This is a genomic window from Blastococcus brunescens, from assembly GCF_035320885.1.
Taxonomy (GTDB): Bacteria; Actinomycetota; Actinomycetes; order Mycobacteriales; family Geodermatophilaceae; genus Blastococcus_B; species Blastococcus_B brunescens.
Genome location: NZ_CP141261.1, coordinates 1,397,849 through 1,414,698, shown reverse-complemented (window position 1 = coordinate 1,414,698; position 16,850 = coordinate 1,397,849). Strand labels below are relative to the sequence as shown.

The following is a 16,850-nucleotide window of genomic DNA, read 5'->3' as shown; positions in this document are numbered from 1 at the left end:
CTGATGGACGTCGCGTCGTTCCTTGCCCTGCTCCCTCCCTCTCCGACGAGGAGCACGCGGTCACCCACGACCTCACGGTGTCGCTCATCCGCCCGGTCGCCGCCGACCGGCGGGTGGACATCACCGGCACCGTTCTCCGCAGGGGCCGTCAGGTGGCGTTCATGCGGGCCGAGGCGACCGTCGACGGTCAGGTGGTCGCCGCCGCCCAGGTCACCAAGAGCGTCGTCCGCCTCGGCTGATCACCGGGCGCTGATCACCACAGGGACATCGAGCGGCGGAAGATGCCGGCGATGTCGTCCTCGGTGACGTCGCGCGGAGAGGTCGCCAGCAGCCGCTGCTGCTTCATCGTCCCCTCGACCAGTTCCGGTATGTCGTTCTCGCCGAAGCCCACCGCCCCCACACCGTTCGGGATGTCGATGTCGCGCATCAGGTCGGCCAGCACCATCGGCAGGAACTCCTCCGGGGCGGTCGGCAGGCCGGCGTTGGGCGCCAGCAGCTGGGCGGCCCGCACGTGCCGCTCGGGAGAAGCCTCGAACGTGAAGCGGAACGCCTCCGGCGCCGTCAGGGCCACGGACATGCCGTGCGGGACCATCGACTCGTCGGCCGGGTAGTCCTTGGGGTGGAAGTCCTTCACCTGCCCGGCGATCGGGTAGGCGTTGGCGTGCGGGATGTGCACCCCGGCGTTGCCGAAACCCATTCCCGCGAAAGTGGCCGCCATGGCCATGTCCGACCGCGCCTGCATCTCGTCGCCGTGCCGGACCGCACGTCGGAACGACCCGGCCAGGAGCGACAGCGCCTTCTCCGACCACATGTCCGAGATGGGGTTGGACCCGCAGTAGGGCACCCGTTGCTCGGGGTTCTTGCGGTCGTAGGTCGTGTACCAGCGGGCGGTGTAGCTCTCCAGGGCGTGGCAGAGGATGTCCATGCCCGAGGCCGCGGTCACGCCGGGCGGCTGGGTGAGGGTGAGGTCGGGGTCGATCACGGCCAGGGTCGGGCGCAGCCGCGCGTGGCTGATACCGGTCTTCACCCGGGCCGAGATCACGTCCATCACGCAGATCGTGGTGCTCTCCGAGCCGGTGCCCGTCGTCGTCGGGACGGCGACCAGCGGCTTGAGCGGCTGCGACGGCGCCTCCCCTTGCCGACCGGCACGTTCACGTAGTCCATGAGCTCGCCGGGGTTCGTGGTGAGCAGGTTGATGGCCTTGGCGGTGTCGATGGTGGAACCGCCGCCCACCGCGACGAAGGCGTCCCACGGGCCGGTCGACCGCGCCTCGTCGATGGCGGCGATCAGGCTGACGTCGGTGGGCTCGACGTGCACGCCGTCGTAGACGCGGGCCTCGATGCCGAACTGCGCCATCTGCTCGGCCACCCGCTGCGGGATCCCGGTGGCCGCCACACCGGGATCGGTGATCACCAGCACCCGCTGGACGCCGTACCGGCTGAGGTCGTAGCCGATCTCGTCCGACGCCCCGCTCCCGTACTTCAGCTGGGGAGCGCCGTAGGTGAAGACTGATTCGGGGTTCGCGGGCGTGGCGATGCTCATGACGTCCCTCTCGGCGGTCGGTGCACCGAATGTTGCACGCGTTTGGGGTCGGCACCACACCGGGGAGTAGTCCGAGGACCGCCCCGCTCGCCTGCACCGGAGGGCCCGTGACCGACTCCCCGCGACCGCTCCGGCCCTCGTCGACTGCGCCGAGGACGGCCGGCGCGACTTCCCCTACTTCTTCCCCTGCGTCGGCCCTCCGCTGAGGGGGTGCAGGCCGCCGGGACGCCGGTCGACCCCGTGGTTATCACGGGGCTCCGGCCATGAGCGCTTACGACGAGCGGCCGTGGCTGCCCCGCTACGGGGACCAGCCGGCCGACTACGACATCGAGTTCGATGACGCGCTCGACATGTTCCGGGCGGGCGTGGCGGCCGATCCCTCCGCCGTCGCGCTGCGGTACTTCGACGGCGTCCTCACCCGGCAGGAGCTGGACGAGCTCAGCGACGGGCTGGCCGCCGGCCTGCTGGCCAACGGGTTCGCGCCCGGCGACCGGCTGGCCGTCTACCTGCAGAACGTCCCGCAGTTCGTCATCTCGATGGTCGCCGCGTGGAAGGCCGGCGGCGTCATGGTGTCGATCAACCCGATGAGCCGCACCCGCGAGCTGTCCTACCTGCTCAAGGACTCCGGTGCGACGGTTCTGGTGTCGCTGGAGTCGCTGTACGGCGAGATCGCGCAGGACGTCGTCCCGGACACCGACGTGCGGCTAGTGCTGACCACCAGCGAGCTGGAGTTCCAGACCCGGGACGACGAGCGGCTCTTCGCCGGCCTGGAGCGTCGGCGCCACGAGGGGACGACGGACTTCGTCGAGTTCGTGAACCGGCACCGCGGGACGGTGCCACCCCGGTCGACCTGGGTGCCGACGACGTCGCGTTCCTGACCTACACCTCCGGGACGACGGGCGTGCCCAAGGGCGCGATGAACACCCACCGCAACGTCGTCTTCACCGCGCAGGTCTACCGAGACTGGGTGCACGCCGGACGGGACGGCGCGATCTTCGGGATCGCGCCGCTGTTCCACATCACCGGGCTGATCGGGCACATCGCGGTGAGTCTGCTGGTGCCGGCGCCGCTGGTGCTGGCCTACCGGTTCGAGCCGCAGGTGGTGCTCGACGCCTTCGCCGAGCACCGGCCGACGTTCACGATCGGCGCGATCACCGCCTTCAGCGCCCTGCTCAACGCCCCCGGCTTCAGCCGGGACCACTTCGCGTCGTTCACCTCGATCTACTCCGGCGGGGCGGCCATCTCCCCACCGCCGAGAAGGCGTTCCTGGAGGCGACCGGCACGCAGGTGCACAACGCCTACGGCCTGACCGAGACGACCTCTCCCATGACGGTCACGCCGTTCGGCTCGCCGTCCCCGGTGGACCCGACGTCCGGTGCGCTGTCGGTCGGCGTCCCGGCGCCGAACACCATCGTCCGCATCCAGGACGACGACGGGAACGACCTGCCGCTGGGCGAGATCGGCGAGATCGTCGCCGACGGGCCCCAGGTGGTCGCCGGCTACTGGGGCAAGCCCGACGAGACCGCGGCCAACCTGCCCGGCGGGGCGCTGAAGAGCGGCGACGTCGGCTTCATGAACCCTGACGGCTGGGTGTTCATCGTCGACCGCAAGAAGGACATGATCAACGCGTCGGGCTACAAGGTCTGGCCGCGCGAGGTGGAGGACGTCCTCGCCCAGCACCCGGCGGTCCGGGAGTCCGCCGTCGTGGGCGTGCCCGACGAGAAGCGCGGCGAGACGGTGAAGGCGTTCGTCAGTCTCAAGCCGGGCGCGACGACGACGCCGGAGGAACTCATCGCGCACTGCAAGGAGCGGATGGCGGCCTACAAGTACCCGCGGGTGATCGAGCTGATCGACGAGCTGCCCAAGACGGTCACCGGCAAGATCCTCCGCCGGGAACTGCGGGGATAGCAGAGGACGATGCCCGGCCGACGATCCGGCCGGGCACCGTCCTCCCTCACCGACCGAAGCGGAACCGCCGACGCCCGCCCTTGAGTGCCGCGTCGCGGGCCGCCCTCAGCTCGTCCAGCTGCTCCTCCGGGGCTCCGGCCCGCGCGTATGCCGCGAGCGCACGGTCGTACCGCTCCGGGTCGGGGGCACTGTGCGACGCCGCCGTCCACAGTGCGTCGGCCAGCAGCGCCGGCACGTCCTCGCGGACGCCGACGGCTGCCGCCTCCTCGGCCGCCGCGACGGCCTCGCCGGTCCGGCCCAGTGCCGCCAAGGCATCCGCCCGGCCGAGGTCCGCCCCCGCTGCGGCGACGGCGAGACCGTGGGCGTCGTACGCCTGCCGGGCGAGCGCGAACAGCGACAGTCCCTCCTCGGCCCGCCGGGCAACGACGAGGCGGTTGGCCTGCTCGCGGCGGACGTCGGCGAGCAGCACGGGGTCGTCCTCACCGGCCAGCTCGGAGATCGCGGCGTCACCGGCGACGAGCGCCTCCGCGATCTCCTCGCGCATGAGGTGGACGTCGGCGAGGACCCGGTGGGCCCGGCCGCGCGCATGGGCGTCGTCCGCGTCGAAGCAGGCGAGCGCCCGCTGCACGGACGTCATCGCCTCGTCCGCGTCGCCGTACTCGGCGTTGAGCATCGCGAGATCGAGGGCGACCGCCCCTCGAACCGGCGGTCGTCGCCCTCGCCGGCCTGGGCGGACAGCTCGGAGAGGATGTCGTACGCGTTCAGGTCCTGGCCGAGCGCCCGCAGCAGCCGGGCCACGGTCAGGCGCGCACCGGCTGCGCCGACCGCGTCCCCGACGGAGGCGTACAGGTCGACCGCCTCCCAGGCCAGGGCCAGCGCCTCCTCCTCCCGGTCGGTGTCCCGCAACAGTTCTGCCCGGGCCACCGCGGTGTCGCCGGCGTCCAGCCGCTCGCCGCGGGCCAGCTCGGCCCGCTGGACCGCCGCCAGCACGTCGAGGGCGCGATCGAGCTGCCCGGTCGATGCCAGCAGCCCGCTGGTCAGCGAACCCACCTGCGCCACCGTCTCGTCGTCCGCGGACTGCCGGGCGATGTCCCAGGCGGTGGATGCGGCGGCGAGCGCGCCCTCCATGTCCCCCACGACGGCGCGGCAGGACGCCTCGGTCCCCCACACGTGGGCCAGCTCGGTGGGTGCCCCGGCCACGAGCTCCCGGACGCCGGCGAAGGCCTGCGCCGCGTCGGCCACCTGCGCCGCCGTCGCGTCCGGTCCCAGCTGGACGACCGACCACTCGGCTTCCGCGGTACGGCACAGGGCGAGGACGGCGGCCCGGTCCGGTACCCGCTCCGCCGACGCCAGCGCCACGCCGTTCAGCCGCCGGACCTCGTCGTCGATGCGCCCGTCGGCCCGGACGAAGGCGAGCCGTGCGAGCTCCAGGGCGGCCCAGGCCTGTTCCTCGGGGTGAGCCGCCAGGTCCGGCAGCGCGTCCTGCAGGAACCGTTCCCCGTCGTCCTCCCGGCCCAGGCGCACGAGGGCCGTGCCGATGCTGCGTCGGGCACGGGCGACACCATCCTCCTCGCCTGCTGCCCGGAAGCCCGCCAGTGCCCGCTCGGCCAGCGACACGCGCGCCTCGTCCGTCAGGGCCGGCTGCGTGCGTGCCCGCGTCAGCAACGCCTCCGGGTCGTCCGTTCCCGGACCCGGATCGTCCGTCGCGGGGACGGCGGTCGGCGCGGTGCCCGCGGCAGGCGACGGCACGGCCGGCACGGCGTGGGAGACCGAGCCGGCGCGGACCGCCAGCCACGTCTCCACCTCCTCCGACACCGCGCCCGTGCCGTTCCGGCGGTCGAACGCGGCCGCCGTGGTGCGCGCCTCCTGGCCGAAGGACCCGGCCAGGGCCCCGGTGGCCCGGGGCCGCACGCCGAGGGTGCGACGCACTTCCGGGACGGCTGCCTCGTGCAGTGCGGTCGCGAGGCACGCGCCTGCCGCGGAGACCCACATGCGGCTGTCGGCATCGATCACCGTGTGGTCGCAGACGTCGACGAGTTCCGCGAGCAGCGTCTCGGCGTCGTCCACGCGACCGGTGCGCACGAGGTGGACGACATGCTGTGCCTGCGTGTGCAGGAGCGACGGGTTGCCCCGGGCGAGCCTCAGACCCCACTGGTGCAGGCGTTCGGCCTCGGCCAGGTCGCCGAGATCGACCAGCGGGGCCAGCAGTCGGCCGAGGATGCGAGCGGGCTCCTCGCCGCACTCCAGCCGCCCGGCGAGGGCCGGTCTCGCGAGGTCGAGCGCCCGCGCGGTGTCGCCGGCGGCGAGCGCGAGCTGCACCTCGGAGTGCACGTCGCACGCCCGGCAGTCGCCGTACTCCGTGCGCGGCAGCAGCCGCCAGTGACGGTGGGCCTCCACCGCCTCCTCGATGCGTCCGAGGTACAGCGGCAGCGTCCAGGCCATCTTGGCGACGGCGTCCTGCCCGGTGCCCTCGGCCTCGTAGCGCCGGCGCATCTCGGCGACGACCCGCTCGACCTCGTCCAAGGGGACGTCGGGGATGTCGATCAGCGTCCAGGGCAGCCACTTCAGCGCCCAGTAGGGCCCGTGCTTGTCGAAGCGTCCGGGATGGGCGTCGATCTGCCCGAGACACCACGTGACGGCGACCAGGGCCTTGCGCGCCTCGCCGCCGTGCTCCGCGGCCGATGCCAGGGCGACCCGGGCTTCGAATCCCGCGTCGAGGTCGTTGGCCGCGTCGGCCAGGCGGACGGCCTCCTCGGCGACCGCGGTCCGGGCGAACCCGGGCGGCATCGAGGCGGCCTCCTCCATCAGCGACCGGACCGACCTAGTGCGAGCCACCGAGGCTCCCTTCGACGAGGCGCCCGAGGGCGCTGGACAGCAGGGTCGTCTCCCGACCCCGGAGCGGATGCCTGCCGAGCAGGAGCGCCTGCAGGTAGAGGACCTCGAGCGCGGTCCGCAGCGCGTCGTCGGTCACCGGGCCGGCCAGTTGCCGTACCACGGGATGCCGCCAGTTGAGGACGAGGACGGCCTCCCGACGCTCGCCACCGGCGGCTTCCACCATGCTCAGCACCGGCCCCCAGAAGGAGCCGGCCACCTGGGCCGTCTCCCCGACCTCGCGGGTGAAACGGGCGCTGTCACCGGCGGTGTACAGGCAAGGCAGCGACGTCGGGCTGAAGTCCCGCACCTCGACGTCGCACCCGAACGACGACAGGACCGGCGCGCAGCGACGGGCCAGCCCGGCCGCGGCCGCCGCGTCGGCGCTCCCGACCGGGCCCAGCACCGCGGCCAGGTCCTCCGGCTCGACCCGCTCGACGTCCACGCCGGCCAGGACGCCGGGCAGCCGGTTGAGCAGCTCCTCGTCGTAGGTGTAGCCGGCGTTGACCAGGCACATCCCTTCCGCCGTGGCCACCTGGGCCATCTGGCTGAAGTCCTCCTTGGTGGCCGCATAGCGGACCGGACCGCGGCGTGTCACCTCGCTGAGGGTCATCCGGCCGAGCGTGGTCTCCACCGGCAGCCAGGGCGCGAACAACCGCAGGAGCTCGTCGTCGTGCACGGCCAGCGCCTTGAGCGCGAGGGCGTGGACGCGGACGAGCGCCTGCAGGCGGACCGGGTCCCGCTCGGCCAGGCCGGTGAGCCAGCTCCGGAGCGCGGCGCCGAGCCCTTCGCGGACCGCGGCGAGCGTGGCGTCCTCGTAGAGACCTTCCCGGGAGGCCAAGGGCTGCAGCGCGCTGGTGTCCACGACCGCCCGGACGAAGAACGCCCAATCCGGGAGCAGCCCGTCGACGGCGTCGGAGAGGAGCATCCGCTTGAGGTAGACGCGGTGCCGCTGGCGCGCGGCGGGGCTCGGGCTCTCGGGGAGCACGAGGGCGACCCCGGTCAGGCCGGCGGCGGGCAGGGCCAGCGGAACGGCGTCCAGGAACCGCTCGCCGAGCTCCTCCTCCGACCACGCCAGCAGGGCGGCGTCGTCACGTCCCACCCACGGCAGCGGCCCGCCACCGATCACCTCGTCGTTCCCCGCCGCACGGAGCACGATCGGCTGCTCCAGACGGCCGGCGAACCGCCGGATCAGCGCGCGGACCGTCGCGGGGCGCAGATGGTCCTCGAAACCGGTGCGGGCGGTCAGCCAGACCGTCGTGCCCGGACGGCTGCGGCCCTCGTCCTCGGGGAGCTCGCGAAGTTCGTAGGTGCCGTCGCTGCGCCCCAGCCAGGAGACGCCCGGGCCGCCGCGGGCCGATCGGGTCACGACGCGGATCTCGTCGCTGACGAGGAAGCAGGAGAGCAGCCCGATGCCGAAGCGGCCCAGGAAGTCCGCCTGGGGCTCGAGGAGGAGTCCCGCTTGGACGACGAGCCGATGGTGGCGAGCAGCTGGTGCACCTCGTCGACCGTCAGGCCGATGCCCTCGTCGTCCACCGAGAGGACCGGGGCACCCCCGAGCGGTCGTGGCACTCGATCACGACGGCCCCGACGGCCGGTGCGGAGCGCCGTGCGGTCAGCGCGTCGACCGCGTTCTGCACCAGTTCCCGGACGTAGACGTCCGGCGAGCTGTAGAGGTGCGAGGACAGCAGGTCGATGACCCCGCGAAGGTCGACCTGGAAGGCATGGCGCACCGGAGCAGGGTAGGTCCGCGCGCCGGTGGGCGACCGGACGCGTCGACGAGTCCCCGCTGGGCGCCCCGGTGTCCCCTGCTGCCCCACCCGCCACCCGGTCCCGCCGCGCAACCGGGCTGAGCTAGCCGGGTCAGGCCGGGACGACCCGGTCGAGCCCGACGACGACGTTGTCGGCGCAGCTGCGGGCGGCGCTGCCACTGCGTCGTCGATTCGTGACGTTCGGTCGAGCCTGCCAGTCGGCGCGCACGTGTGCCGGGCGGACCGGTGCGTCCTGGGGCAGGCTCGCCGTCATGACCACCGGACCCGAGGACCCGCAGCCCCGCGACATCGCGCTCGAGCAGGAGACCCCCGAGCTCGAGGCCGAGCTGGAGGCGCAGAGCGCACAGTCGGACGACGCGTCCGACGAATCCTGAGCGCGTCCCGGGGTACTGGCGATCCATGAGCGCTGACACCGGGCCGCGGCCGCGCGTGGTCGCGGGTCGGTACGCGCTCGGCGAGATGCTCGGCCGGGGCGGCATGGGCACCGTCTGGCTGGCCACCGACCAGCTCCTCGACCGCCAGGTCGCCGTCAAGGAGCTCACCTTCTCCGTCGAGCTCACCGACGAGGAGCGCGGCGTCCTGCGCGAGCGGACGATGCGCGAGGCGCGCGCCGCCGCCCGGCTGGACCATCCACACGTCACGACCGTGTACGACGTGGTCGAGCAGGACGGCAAGCCGTGGCTGGTCATGAAGCTCGTGCCCGCCCGGAGCCTGCAGGAGATCCTCGAGGAGCGCGGCCCGCTCCCACCCGCGGCCGTCGCCCGCATCGGCCTGGACCTGCTCGAGGCGCTGGACGCGGCGCACGCGATCGGGATCGTGCACCGCGACCTGAAGCCGGCCAACGTACTGGTCGACGCCGACGGCCGCGCCTGCCTCACCGACTTCGGCATCGCCACCACCACCGGCGACTCCGCCCTGACGACGCAGGGCGCCCTCATCGGATCGCCGGCGTACATGGCGCCCGAGCGGGCCAACGGTGAGGACCCGCGGCCCCCGGTGGACCTGTGGTCGCTCGGCGCGACGCTCTACACCGCGGTCGAGGGGCGGCCCGCGTTCGACCGCGGCGACCCGATGGCCACGCTGCTGGCGGTGGTGTCCGAGCACCCGGCGCCCATGGTGCGCGCAGGGCCGCTCGTTCCGGTCCTCCTGGGTCTGCTGACGAAGGACCCAGCCCGGCGCGGCACCGCGCGGAGCACCCGGCCCGAACTGGAGGCGGTCATGGCCGGCCGGGCGCCCACCCCGGCGCCGACCCCGGCTGCACCTGTGCCACCGACCGCGGTCCCGCCGCCGGCTCCCGGCCGGGTGGGCGGCAACTCCGTCGCGCGCATCGACGGCGAGGATCTCCGCGCACTGGCGTCGGCCTCTCGGGCCCTCCTCGGCTCCGTCGCCCGCGACGCCCGTGACGTCCTGGCCGAGCGACGCCGCGACCGGAAGGCGCACGACGACCACCGCCGGGCGCCGTCCCGGGGCACCGCTCCCCGCCCGCCCCACCGCGCCGCCGAAGGTTCAAGCGGCGCTGGGTCGTCGTGCCCGTCCTGACCACGATGGCCGTGGTGATGGTGCTGCTGATCGGTGCCGGCATCGCTCTCGCCGCGTTCTTCGACGTGTTCTGAGCCCTCACCGCCGGCCGGCGAGGCGCGCGTCGTCGATCCGCTGCCTCGCCACGTAGTACAGCGTCGCGCCCTCAGGCACCGGGGTGTCCCAGGGCGGGCTCACCACGAGTTCGTCACGCTCGCGGAACGCCAGCACCGTCGCCCCGTACGTGCGCCCGAAGTGCGTCTGGCAGTCGCCGTACGTTTGGTGCGAGAACCCCGCAGGGACGCGCATCGAGTACGTGTTGCCGCGCCCGGCGCTGCTCATCAGGTCGTTGTAGATCTCGGTGATCCCGGGTCGGTGGCCTCCTCGGTGAGGAGGAACGGCATGTGCCACTGGACGACCTGCACCCCGGCGTTCACGTAGCGCAGGCTGTCCCGGCGCCCCAGGTCGCGCACGGCGGCGACGAGGTGGACGTCGGGGTTGGCGTGGTCGACGGCCACCGCGATCGCCAGGGTCTCGTTGTCGTCGCGCCCGTCGATGACGACGGTCCGAGCCCGCTGGACGCAGGCCCGGGTCATGACGTCCTCGTGGGTCAGGTCGCCGCGGACGAAGTGCACCTCCGGCCGGTCGGGCAGCGGGTTCTCCGGGACGTCGTCCCAGGCGCACAGTGCCACCTGGCAGCGGCCCTCGGCCGTCAGCTCGGCGACGATCCGCTCGGTGCGCCCCGGCCAGTAGCCGAGCAGGACGACGTGGTCGGACATGTCCAGGGGAACCACACCTCTCAGTCGCCGGCCCCGGACGGACTGCAGGGCACCGGCCAGCTGGGTGAACAGGAGCGTGAGCGTGACGATGCCGCCGACGATCACGTAGGCGCCGACGACCCGGCCTCCCGTCGTCGCGGGGAAGACGTCGCCGTACCCGACGGTCGCGGACGTGACGAGGAAGTACCACCAGTAGGTGCCTGGCCCGGCGATGTCGCTCCCCGCGGGCTCGACCAGCGCCATCGCCAGCCAGCTGGACACGAACACGAACACGGCGACCGCCAGCGGCAGCCGCCACCCGTTCAGGCGCAGCCGCACGAACCGCGACAGGCGGTAGATCAGGAACGGCACCGCACACTCCCACGTCGTCGGACGGCCAGCGCAAGCTACCCGAGCACTCCCGGCACTGGGCGCACCGCGAGCCCGGGAGCCCCTGGTCCGGCTCGGCCGGGCAGCCGGCGACCGGGGCGCCACCGCGGTGAGGGCCCGGGCGGCGACAGGCGCTCGCCTGGCCGATGCCCACGCCGGGCAGCATGCCGTCTCCCGTCGTAGCGTCCGGCAGGTGACCGCTGCCAGCCCCGACTTCTACGCCATCGACGAGCTCCTCGACGCCGAGGACATCGAGATCCGCGATCGGGTTCGCGCCTTCTGCGAGAAGGAGGTGAACCCACGCATCAACGAGTACTGGGACCGCGCGGAGTTCCCTTCGAGCTGGTGCCCCGGCTGGCCGAGCTGGGCATCGTCGGCGGCACCATCGAGGGGTACGGCTGCCCGGGGATGAGCAACGTCGCCGCCGGACTCGTCGCGGCGGAGCTGGCCCGCTCCGACGGCAGCGTCGGCACGTTCAACGGCGTGCACAGCTTCCTGGCGATGCAGTCGATCGCCGTCCTCGGCTCCGAGGAGCAGCGCGAGCGCTTCCTGCCCGCCATGGCCCGGCTGGAGCGGATCGGCGCCTTCGGCCTCACCGAGCCCGAGCACGGCTCCGACGCCGTCGGGCTGGAGACCTCGGCCCGCCGCGACGGCGACTGCTACGTCCTGAACGGGCGGAAGAAGTGGATCGGCAACGGCTCGATCGCCGACTACGTGATCATCTGGGCCCGCGGCGAGGACGGCGCGGTCGGCGGCTACGTCGTCGAGACCGGTGGCCAGGAGGGGTCGCTGCCCGGCTACGAGGCGACGGTGATGACGGGCAAGACCGCGCTGCGGGCCGTCTGGCAGGCCGAGATCACGCTGACCGGCGTCCGGGTGCCGGTCGAGAACAAGCTCGCCGAGTGCCACTCGTTCACGGACGTCTCGCGGATGCTGGACCGCACCCGCTACACCGTGGCCTGGCGGGCGCTCGGGCTCGCGACCGCCTCTTACGAGCTCGCGCTCGCGCACGCCCTGCGGCGCGAGCAGTTCGGTCAGCCGATCGCGGGGTTCCAGCTGGTGCAGGACAAGCTGGCGCGGATGCTCGCCGAGGTCACGTCGATGCAGCTGATGTGCTGGCGGCTGTCGACACTGGCCGACGCCGGCCGGATGACCGCCGCGATGGCCTCGCTGGCGAAGATGAACCATGCGGCCAAGGCCCGGGCCATCGTCGCCGACGCCCGCGACATCCTCGGGGGCGACGGGATCCTCCTGGAGCACGACGTCGCCCGGCATCACGCCGACATGGAGGCGATCTTCACGTTCGAGGGCACCGACTCGGTGCAGGCGCTGATCGTGGGCCGGGAGATCACCGGCCTGTCGGCCATCAGCGGGCGCAAGCCCGCTCGCTGAGCGCGGGGCGGGTAGCCCCCGACCGCGGGCTCAGCGAGCCGACGTCAGGGACCTGGCGGTGGTGGTGAGCCGCCGGCAGGTGGGGCAGGCGGTGCGCCCGTTGCCGACACGCTCCCACTTCTGCGATCCCCAGACCTGGACGATCGCACCGCAGACCGCCAGCTCCACCTCGCCGTCGAGCTCCGCTGCGGGGCGGTGCGCCTCCACGGCGTGCCAGGGGTGACTCTGCTCGGTCGACTGCCCGCGCGACCACCGATCCGGTCGCGCGAACCCTACGGCGTACGTGTCCACGTCGAACCTGTGCCCCGCACCACAACCGGTCAACCACCACGATCTAGCGAATCGGACGCTCCCGGCCCGCGGTGTTCACCGCCGCGCCGAGGGGAACACGAGGCGTACGGATCGCGAACCGAGGAGCAGCGATGATCGAGACCCAGCGCGACGTCGTGGACCTGCTGGCCGCGGACCACCGCGAGTTCGACCGCATCTTCCACGAGCTCGAGCAGTTGCACGGCCGCAGCGGCCCGGACGACGTCGCACGCAAGCGCGAGCTGGTGGACGAGGTGACCATCGGCCTGGTCAAGCACTCGGTGGCCGAGGAGACGCAGGTCTACCCGCTGGTGGAGAAGCAACTCGACGAGGAGGAGGCGCAGCACTCGAAGCGGGAGCACGCCGAGGCCGAGGAGACCATGAAGCGGCTGGAACGCATGGACGCCGGCGACCCGGGCTTCGACGCCGTGGTGGCCCGCCTCGTCCAGGAGATCCGCCACCACGTGGAGCACGAGGAGCGCCGGATGTTCGGCGAGCTGCGGGCGAACCTCAGCCACGACCAGCTCGTCGAGCTGGCCGGCAAGGTCGAGACGGTGAAGAAGTACGCGCCGACGCGGGCCCACCCCATGACCCCGAACGAGGCAGGCATCCGGACGGCGGCGGGGCCGGTGGCCAGTCTGCTGGACCACCTGCGCGACGCGGTGACCGGCCGGGGAAGGAGCAGCGACTGACGACGGGCACCGCCGACCCGCCCTCCGCGTTACCGTCCTATCGGACGAGAGGGGCGAGCATGGATCCGGTCAGCCTGCTGGTGGGCGGCGTGCTGCTCGCCGTCGGCTTCGTCGGCGGCCGGTTCGGTCGCCGCCGCGCCGCGCCGCCCCCACCGGTGACCCCGCTGTGCGGCTGCGGGCACACGCTCAGCCAGCACGACCGCGACACGAACACCTGCTACGCCGAGCTCCGCCGCGACACCTTCGACAAGCGCGGGCGCTGGGCCGGCGTCGCCTGGGTGCCCTGCACCTGCCGCCAGTACGTGGGCCCGCGGCCGATCGACGAGGTCTTCGCCCCGCGCCTGCTCCCCCGACCGGCGACTGACCGGCGGAGGGGCCTTGGACGACACCGCCGTCGCGGAGCGGCAGCACCGCCCGCCGGCGCCGGAGCAGCGGGACCCGGTCAGCGCCGTCATGCGGACGCTCGGCGAGCTCATGGTCACCGCCGGCGCCGTCGTCCTGCTGTTCGTCGTCTACGAGCTGTACGTCACCGACCTGCTCAGCGACCGGGCCCAGGACGACCTGAGCCGGGAGCTGCGCGAGGACTGGGGCGGGCAACCGGTCGTCGCCGCGCCACCCGCACCGATCGCCGAGGTGCCGGTCGGCGAGGCGTTCGCCTTCCTGCACATCCCGCGTCTCGGCGGGGACTTCCCCGGGCGATCGTCGAGGGGACCAGCCAGGACCAGCTGGCCGACGGCCCCGGCCACTACGTCGGGACGGCCATGCCGGGGCAGCCGGGCAACATGGCCGTCGCCGGCCACCGGGTCGGCAAGGGCTCGCCCTTCCTCGACCTGGATCTCCTGCGCCCCGGCGATGCGATCGTGGTCGAGACCGCCGACGCCTGGTACGAGTACCGCGTGCTCGGCGATCCGGCGTCCGGGAACCTCTCCGCCGCCGTCGACGGCGTACCGGGACGGCGCATCGTGGACCCGTCGGAGGTCGCCGTCATCGCGCCGGTGCCGGGTCGGCCCGGCGCCGGGCCGACGGGGTCCTACCTGACGCTGACCACCTGCCACCCCAAGTACTCGGCCGCGGAGCGGCTGATCATCCACGCGGTGCAGGCCGGTCCTCCGGTGTCGCGCGCCGAGCTGCCGGACGGCCCGCCCACGCTCCAGGGCGGCGGCTGAGCGACTGGCCGCCGCCCGTCCCGGGCATGAGAGCCCCATGGACGACCGCCCCGACCCCCGCTCGGCCCGCCGGCGCGCGGTGGCCCTCGCCGCCACCGAGCCCGCGCGCACCCTGGTCAGTGCCGGTGGGGCGGCGGCCACCGCGCTCCCGTTGCTCCGGTGGGCGCCCCGGGGCGAGCCGCACCCGGTGCTCGTGCTCCCCGGGCTGATGGCCTCCGACGCCTCCACCCGCGTGCTGCGGTCCTGGCTCGGGCGGCTGGGCTACCCGGTGGTCGGCTGGGCGCAGGGGCGCAACCGGGGTCCCAGTCAGGAGATCGACGACGAGCTTCCCCGGTTGGTGGACCGGTTGGCCGGCGAGCACCGGACGGCGGTGAGCATCGTGGGCTGGAGCCTCGGCGGGATCTTCGCTCGGCGGCTGGCCCGGCGCGCCCCCGCCAGGTGCGCCAGGTCGTCTCCCTCGGCTCGCCGTTCGCCTCCACGCAGCCGTGGGCCAGCCCCGAGCCACGGCCGCCCCGGCGATCCCTCGCCCGCCCGCTCCCGGTCCCGAGCACCGCCGTGTACTCGAGGTGGGACGGCGTCGTCGACTGGCGGGGCTGCCGGCAGGAGCCTGGCCCGATCAGCGAGAACGTCGCCGTCCGCAGCAGTCACCTGGGCATGGGGCACGACCCCGCCGTGCTCTGGGTGGTGGCCGACCGCCTGGCCCAGCCCCGCCACGACTGGCAGCCGTTCCGCAGGCCGAGCCGGTTCGGGCTGGGGGCGCTCTTCCCTCCGGAGGACCGAGCGCGCTAACCGACGCGGTCGAGGAACTCGTGGACCCGCTGCTCGAGCAGCGCGGCGGCGGTGGCGTCGAAGTCGGGGAGGCTGTCGTCGGCGAACAGGTGCCGGTCGCCGGGGTAGAGGAACAGTTGCGCACCGTCGACCGCCGCCACGACCTGCTGAGCCACGTCAGCGTCGCCCAGCTCGTCGCCGGCCCGCGTGTGCACCTGCAGGGGCACGCCCGCCGGCCACGGCGTGCCGAACTCCTCCGGCGGGACGCAGCCGTTCATCAGCACCGCACCGCGGGCGCCCGGCCGCGTCTGCGCCAGCTGCTGGGCCGGCATGACCCCGAGCGAGAAGCCGGCGTAGACCAGCTGCTCCGGCAGATCCTCAGCGGCTCGCAGCCCCGTTCCAGGACCGTGCCGAAACCGACCTCCTTCGCGTGGGCCAGGCCCTGCGAGAGCTCGGGGAACGTCGCACCCGCGTAGAGGTCGGGCACGTGGACGGTGTGGCCGGCGGCGCGGAGACGGTCGGCGAAGGAGCGGACGCCGGCGGTCAGCCCGTGGGCGTGGTGGAAGAGCAGGACCTCGGCCACGTCGTCCTCCCGTCGTCGGCACCGACGCCGGAGATCGTCGCAGGGGCGACCGGGCGCCGCCATGCCCGGCGGCAGCGGGGGCCGCTCGCCACGGTCGCCCTGCGCTGCCGATCCTCAGTCGTGCGGGCCGATCGTCGCCAGGGAGTCGTGCCGTCCGGTGAACGCCTCGACGGCGAGGCGCGTGTCCTCGGCGATCAGGTCGGCGTTGAGCTGCGCCGCGGCGTTCAGCCCCGACGCCGCCGACACGATCACCTGGGCCTGCAGGTTCGCCACGTTGCCCGCGATCCACACCCCCGGCACGGTCGTGGCGCCGGTGGGCTCCGAGGGGATGTAGCTGCCGATCACGGACCCGAGCATCTCCATCTCCACCGGCTCGATGCCCAGGGAGCGCAGCACGACGGAGTTCGCGGTGAACCGCGGCGCGACGACGACCGCCTCCCGCGCGACGACCTCGCCCGATCCCAGCCGGACTCCGGACAGCCGCCCGTCGCGCGTCTCGAGCGCCGCCACCTCCCCGTCGACGACCCGCACGCCGCGCGCGGCCAGCTGCCGGCGCTCGTCATCGGTGAGCTCCGGGCCGGTGTGGCGGAACAGGGTCACGTCGGCGCTCCACTGCCGCCACATCAGCGCGGCGTGCACGCCGAAGGGGCCGCCCACGATGCCGATGGCGCGGTCCCGGACCTCCCAGCCGTGGCAGTAGGGGCAGTGCAGGACGTCCCTGCCCCACAGCTCGCGGACGCCGGGCAGATCGGGCAGCTCGTCGGTGAGGCCGGTCGTCACCAGCAACCGCCGGGCGTGCACGTGCCGCCCGTCGGCGAGGTCCACCCGGAAGCCGCCGTCCGCGCGCGCCGCACCCACCACGTCGCCGGCGAGCACCTCGCCGCCGTAGCCGGCCACCTCCTCCCGGCCGATGCCCAGCAGCTCGGCGGGCGGGGTGCCCTCGCGGCCCAGGTAGTTGTGCACGTGCCCGGCCGGAGCGTTCCGCGGCCGGCCCGCGTCGACCACCAGCACCGTCCGGCGCGCCCGGGACAGGGCCAGCGCCCCGCTGAGCCCGGCCGCGCCGCCTCCCACGACCACCACGTCGTACCGCTCGTCCATCGTCGAACTCCTCACCTCGGGGTTGTGCCGCCGAGGGTGCGCCCCACCATGCGAGAACGACAACTATTGTTGCTGGTATGGCA

Annotated in this window: 23 protein-coding genes and 2 pseudogenes; 11 read left to right on the top strand and 14 right to left on the bottom strand. The window is 73.6% G+C overall.

Annotated elements, in window-relative coordinates; translation table 11 throughout:
* Nucleotides 1-77 precede the first annotated feature (77 nt).
* On the top strand, nt 78-239 hold the full coding sequence (locus U6N30_RS09420) for an acyl-CoA thioesterase domain-containing protein (RefSeq protein WP_324277084.1): 162 nt from the start codon (nt 78-80) through the stop codon (nt 237-239).
* 14 nt (nt 240-253) lie between these two features.
* On the opposite strand, the gene U6N30_RS35385 is transcribed toward U6N30_RS09420, so the two are convergent.
* Entirely contained in the window at nt 254-811 is a 558-nt protein-coding gene (locus U6N30_RS35385; RefSeq protein ID WP_479690615.1) for a dehydroquinate synthase/iron-containing alcohol dehydrogenase family protein, read from the bottom strand.
* Between the two features lie 219 nt (nt 812-1,030).
* A pseudogene (locus tag U6N30_RS35380) lies at nt 1,031-1,542 on the bottom strand (iron-containing alcohol dehydrogenase); the annotation flags it as partial.
* 263 nt (nt 1,543-1,805) lie between these two features.
* On the opposite strand from U6N30_RS35380, the gene U6N30_RS09410 reads away from it, so the two are divergent.
* Genes U6N30_RS09410 through U6N30_RS33655 form a run of 3 tightly spaced genes read left to right on the top strand, consistent with a single transcriptional unit; the run spans nt 1,806 to nt 3,450 of the window.
* On the top strand, nt 1,806-2,420 hold the full coding sequence (locus tag U6N30_RS09410) for an AMP-binding protein (RefSeq protein WP_324277083.1): 615 nt from the start codon (nt 1,806-1,808) through the stop codon (nt 2,418-2,420).
* Nucleotides 2,393-2,851 carry an AMP-binding protein gene (locus tag U6N30_RS09405; protein ID WP_324278220.1) on the top strand — a complete coding sequence of 153 codons (459 nt, stop codon included), beginning with the start codon at nt 2,393-2,395 and terminating at the stop codon, nt 2,849-2,851. Before U6N30_RS09410 ends, U6N30_RS09405 begins: the two co-directional genes overlap by 28 nt.
* Nucleotides 2,830-3,450, top strand: a complete 621-nt coding sequence (locus tag U6N30_RS33655) for a class I adenylate-forming enzyme family protein (RefSeq protein WP_422678055.1) — start codon at nt 2,830-2,832, stop codon at nt 3,448-3,450. Before U6N30_RS09405 ends, U6N30_RS33655 begins: the two co-directional genes overlap by 22 nt.
* A gap of 46 nt (nt 3,451-3,496) precedes the next feature.
* Here the strand turns inward: U6N30_RS33655 and U6N30_RS09390 are convergent, their stop codons facing one another.
* From U6N30_RS09390 to U6N30_RS09365, 6 genes are all read right to left on the bottom strand, one after another.
* A complete protein-coding gene (locus U6N30_RS09390; protein ID WP_324277082.1) occupies nt 3,497-4,123 on the bottom strand; it encodes a hypothetical protein in 627 nt (208 codons plus the stop codon).
* Nucleotides 4,084-6,285, bottom strand: a complete 2,202-nt coding sequence (locus tag U6N30_RS09385) for a hypothetical protein (protein ID WP_324277081.1) — start codon at nt 6,283-6,285, stop codon at nt 4,084-4,086. Before U6N30_RS09385 ends, U6N30_RS09390 begins: the two co-directional genes overlap by 40 nt.
* Nucleotides 6,272-7,729: an HSP90 family protein gene (locus tag U6N30_RS09380; RefSeq protein ID WP_324278218.1), complete on the bottom strand. Its 1,458-nt coding sequence runs from the start codon at nt 7,727-7,729 to the stop codon at nt 6,272-6,274. The genes U6N30_RS09385 and U6N30_RS09380 overlap by 14 nt, the downstream gene beginning before the upstream one ends.
* Nucleotides 7,687-7,857 (bottom strand): hypothetical protein, encoded by a 171-nt coding sequence (locus tag U6N30_RS09375; RefSeq protein ID WP_324277080.1) that lies wholly within the window; start codon nt 7,855-7,857, stop codon nt 7,687-7,689. The genes U6N30_RS09380 and U6N30_RS09375 overlap by 43 nt, the downstream gene beginning before the upstream one ends.
* Complete coding sequence (locus U6N30_RS09370; protein WP_324277079.1) at nt 7,833-8,054, bottom strand: hypothetical protein; 222 nt, start codon at nt 8,052-8,054, stop codon at nt 7,833-7,835. Before U6N30_RS09370 ends, U6N30_RS09375 begins: the two co-directional genes overlap by 25 nt.
* A gap of 130 nt (nt 8,055-8,184) precedes the next feature.
* Entirely contained in the window at nt 8,185-8,346 is a 162-nt protein-coding gene (locus tag U6N30_RS09365) for a hypothetical protein (RefSeq protein WP_324277078.1), read from the bottom strand.
* Here U6N30_RS09365 and U6N30_RS09360 point away from each other — a divergent pair.
* Together U6N30_RS09360 and U6N30_RS09355 are read left to right on the top strand one after the other, a co-directional pair.
* On the top strand, nt 8,345-8,467 hold the full coding sequence (locus U6N30_RS09360) for a hypothetical protein (RefSeq protein ID WP_324277077.1): 123 nt from the start codon (nt 8,345-8,347) through the stop codon (nt 8,465-8,467). The genes U6N30_RS09365 and U6N30_RS09360 overlap by 2 nt on opposite strands.
* Nucleotides 8,468-8,492: 25 nt before the next feature.
* Entirely contained in the window at nt 8,493-9,632 is a 1,140-nt protein-coding gene (locus U6N30_RS09355; RefSeq protein WP_324277076.1) for a serine/threonine-protein kinase, read from the top strand.
* A gap of 78 nt (nt 9,633-9,710) precedes the next feature.
* On the opposite strand, the gene U6N30_RS09350 is transcribed toward U6N30_RS09355, so the two are convergent.
* The gene (locus U6N30_RS09350; RefSeq protein ID WP_324277075.1) at nt 9,711-9,953 is read right to left on the bottom strand and encodes a TrkA C-terminal domain-containing protein; all 243 of its coding nucleotides are present in this window, start codon (nt 9,951-9,953) and stop codon (nt 9,711-9,713) included.
* Nucleotides 9,953-10,741 (bottom strand): NAD-binding protein, encoded by a 789-nt coding sequence (locus U6N30_RS09345; protein ID WP_324277074.1) that lies wholly within the window; start codon nt 10,739-10,741, stop codon nt 9,953-9,955. The genes U6N30_RS09350 and U6N30_RS09345 overlap by 1 nt, the downstream gene beginning before the upstream one ends.
* A 127-nt stretch (nt 10,742-10,868) precedes the next feature.
* Here U6N30_RS09345 and U6N30_RS33650 point away from each other — a divergent pair.
* Both U6N30_RS33650 and U6N30_RS09335 read left to right on the top strand, forming a co-directional pair.
* Nucleotides 10,869-11,269 (top strand): annotated as a pseudogene (locus U6N30_RS33650) (acyl-CoA dehydrogenase family protein); the annotation flags it as partial.
* Entirely contained in the window at nt 11,261-12,151 is an 891-nt protein-coding gene (locus tag U6N30_RS09335; RefSeq protein WP_422678101.1) for an acyl-CoA dehydrogenase family protein, read from the top strand. The pseudogene U6N30_RS33650 and the gene U6N30_RS09335, both read left to right, overlap by 9 nt.
* 30 nt (nt 12,152-12,181) lie before the next feature.
* Here U6N30_RS09335 and U6N30_RS09330 read toward each other — a convergent pair whose 3' ends face one another.
* A complete protein-coding gene (locus U6N30_RS09330) occupies nt 12,182-12,442 on the bottom strand; it encodes a hypothetical protein (protein ID WP_324277071.1) in 261 nt (86 codons plus the stop codon).
* 131 nt (nt 12,443-12,573) lie between these two features.
* Between U6N30_RS09330 and U6N30_RS09325 the strand changes: the two genes are divergently transcribed.
* The 3 genes from U6N30_RS09325 (at nt 12,574) to U6N30_RS09315 (ending at nt 15,107) form a co-directional block, all read left to right on the top strand.
* Nucleotides 12,574-13,152, top strand: a complete 579-nt coding sequence (locus tag U6N30_RS09325; RefSeq protein ID WP_324277070.1) for a hemerythrin domain-containing protein — start codon at nt 12,574-12,576, stop codon at nt 13,150-13,152.
* 59 nt (nt 13,153-13,211) lie between these two features.
* Nucleotides 13,212-14,318: a class E sortase gene (locus tag U6N30_RS09320; protein ID WP_324277069.1), complete on the top strand. Its 1,107-nt coding sequence runs from the start codon at nt 13,212-13,214 to the stop codon at nt 14,316-14,318.
* Nucleotides 14,319-14,756: 438 nt separating this feature from the next.
* Entirely contained in the window at nt 14,757-15,107 is a 351-nt protein-coding gene (locus tag U6N30_RS09315; protein WP_324277068.1) for a hypothetical protein, read from the top strand.
* Here U6N30_RS09315 and U6N30_RS09310 read toward each other — a convergent pair.
* From U6N30_RS09310 to U6N30_RS09300, 3 genes are all read right to left on the bottom strand, one after another.
* Nucleotides 15,104-15,418, bottom strand: coding sequence for a dienelactone hydrolase family protein (locus U6N30_RS09310; RefSeq protein WP_324277067.1), 315 nt, complete (start codon nt 15,416-15,418; stop codon nt 15,104-15,106). The genes U6N30_RS09315 and U6N30_RS09310 overlap by 4 nt on opposite strands.
* Nucleotides 15,364-15,669, bottom strand: a complete 306-nt coding sequence (locus U6N30_RS09305) for a dienelactone hydrolase family protein (protein ID WP_324277066.1) — start codon at nt 15,667-15,669, stop codon at nt 15,364-15,366. Before U6N30_RS09305 ends, U6N30_RS09310 begins: the two co-directional genes overlap by 55 nt.
* Nucleotides 15,670-15,783: 114 nt before the next feature.
* Nucleotides 15,784-16,767, bottom strand: coding sequence for an NAD(P)/FAD-dependent oxidoreductase (locus U6N30_RS09300; RefSeq protein ID WP_324277065.1), 984 nt, complete (start codon nt 16,765-16,767; stop codon nt 15,784-15,786).
* Nucleotides 16,768-16,850: the final 83 nt, after the last annotated feature.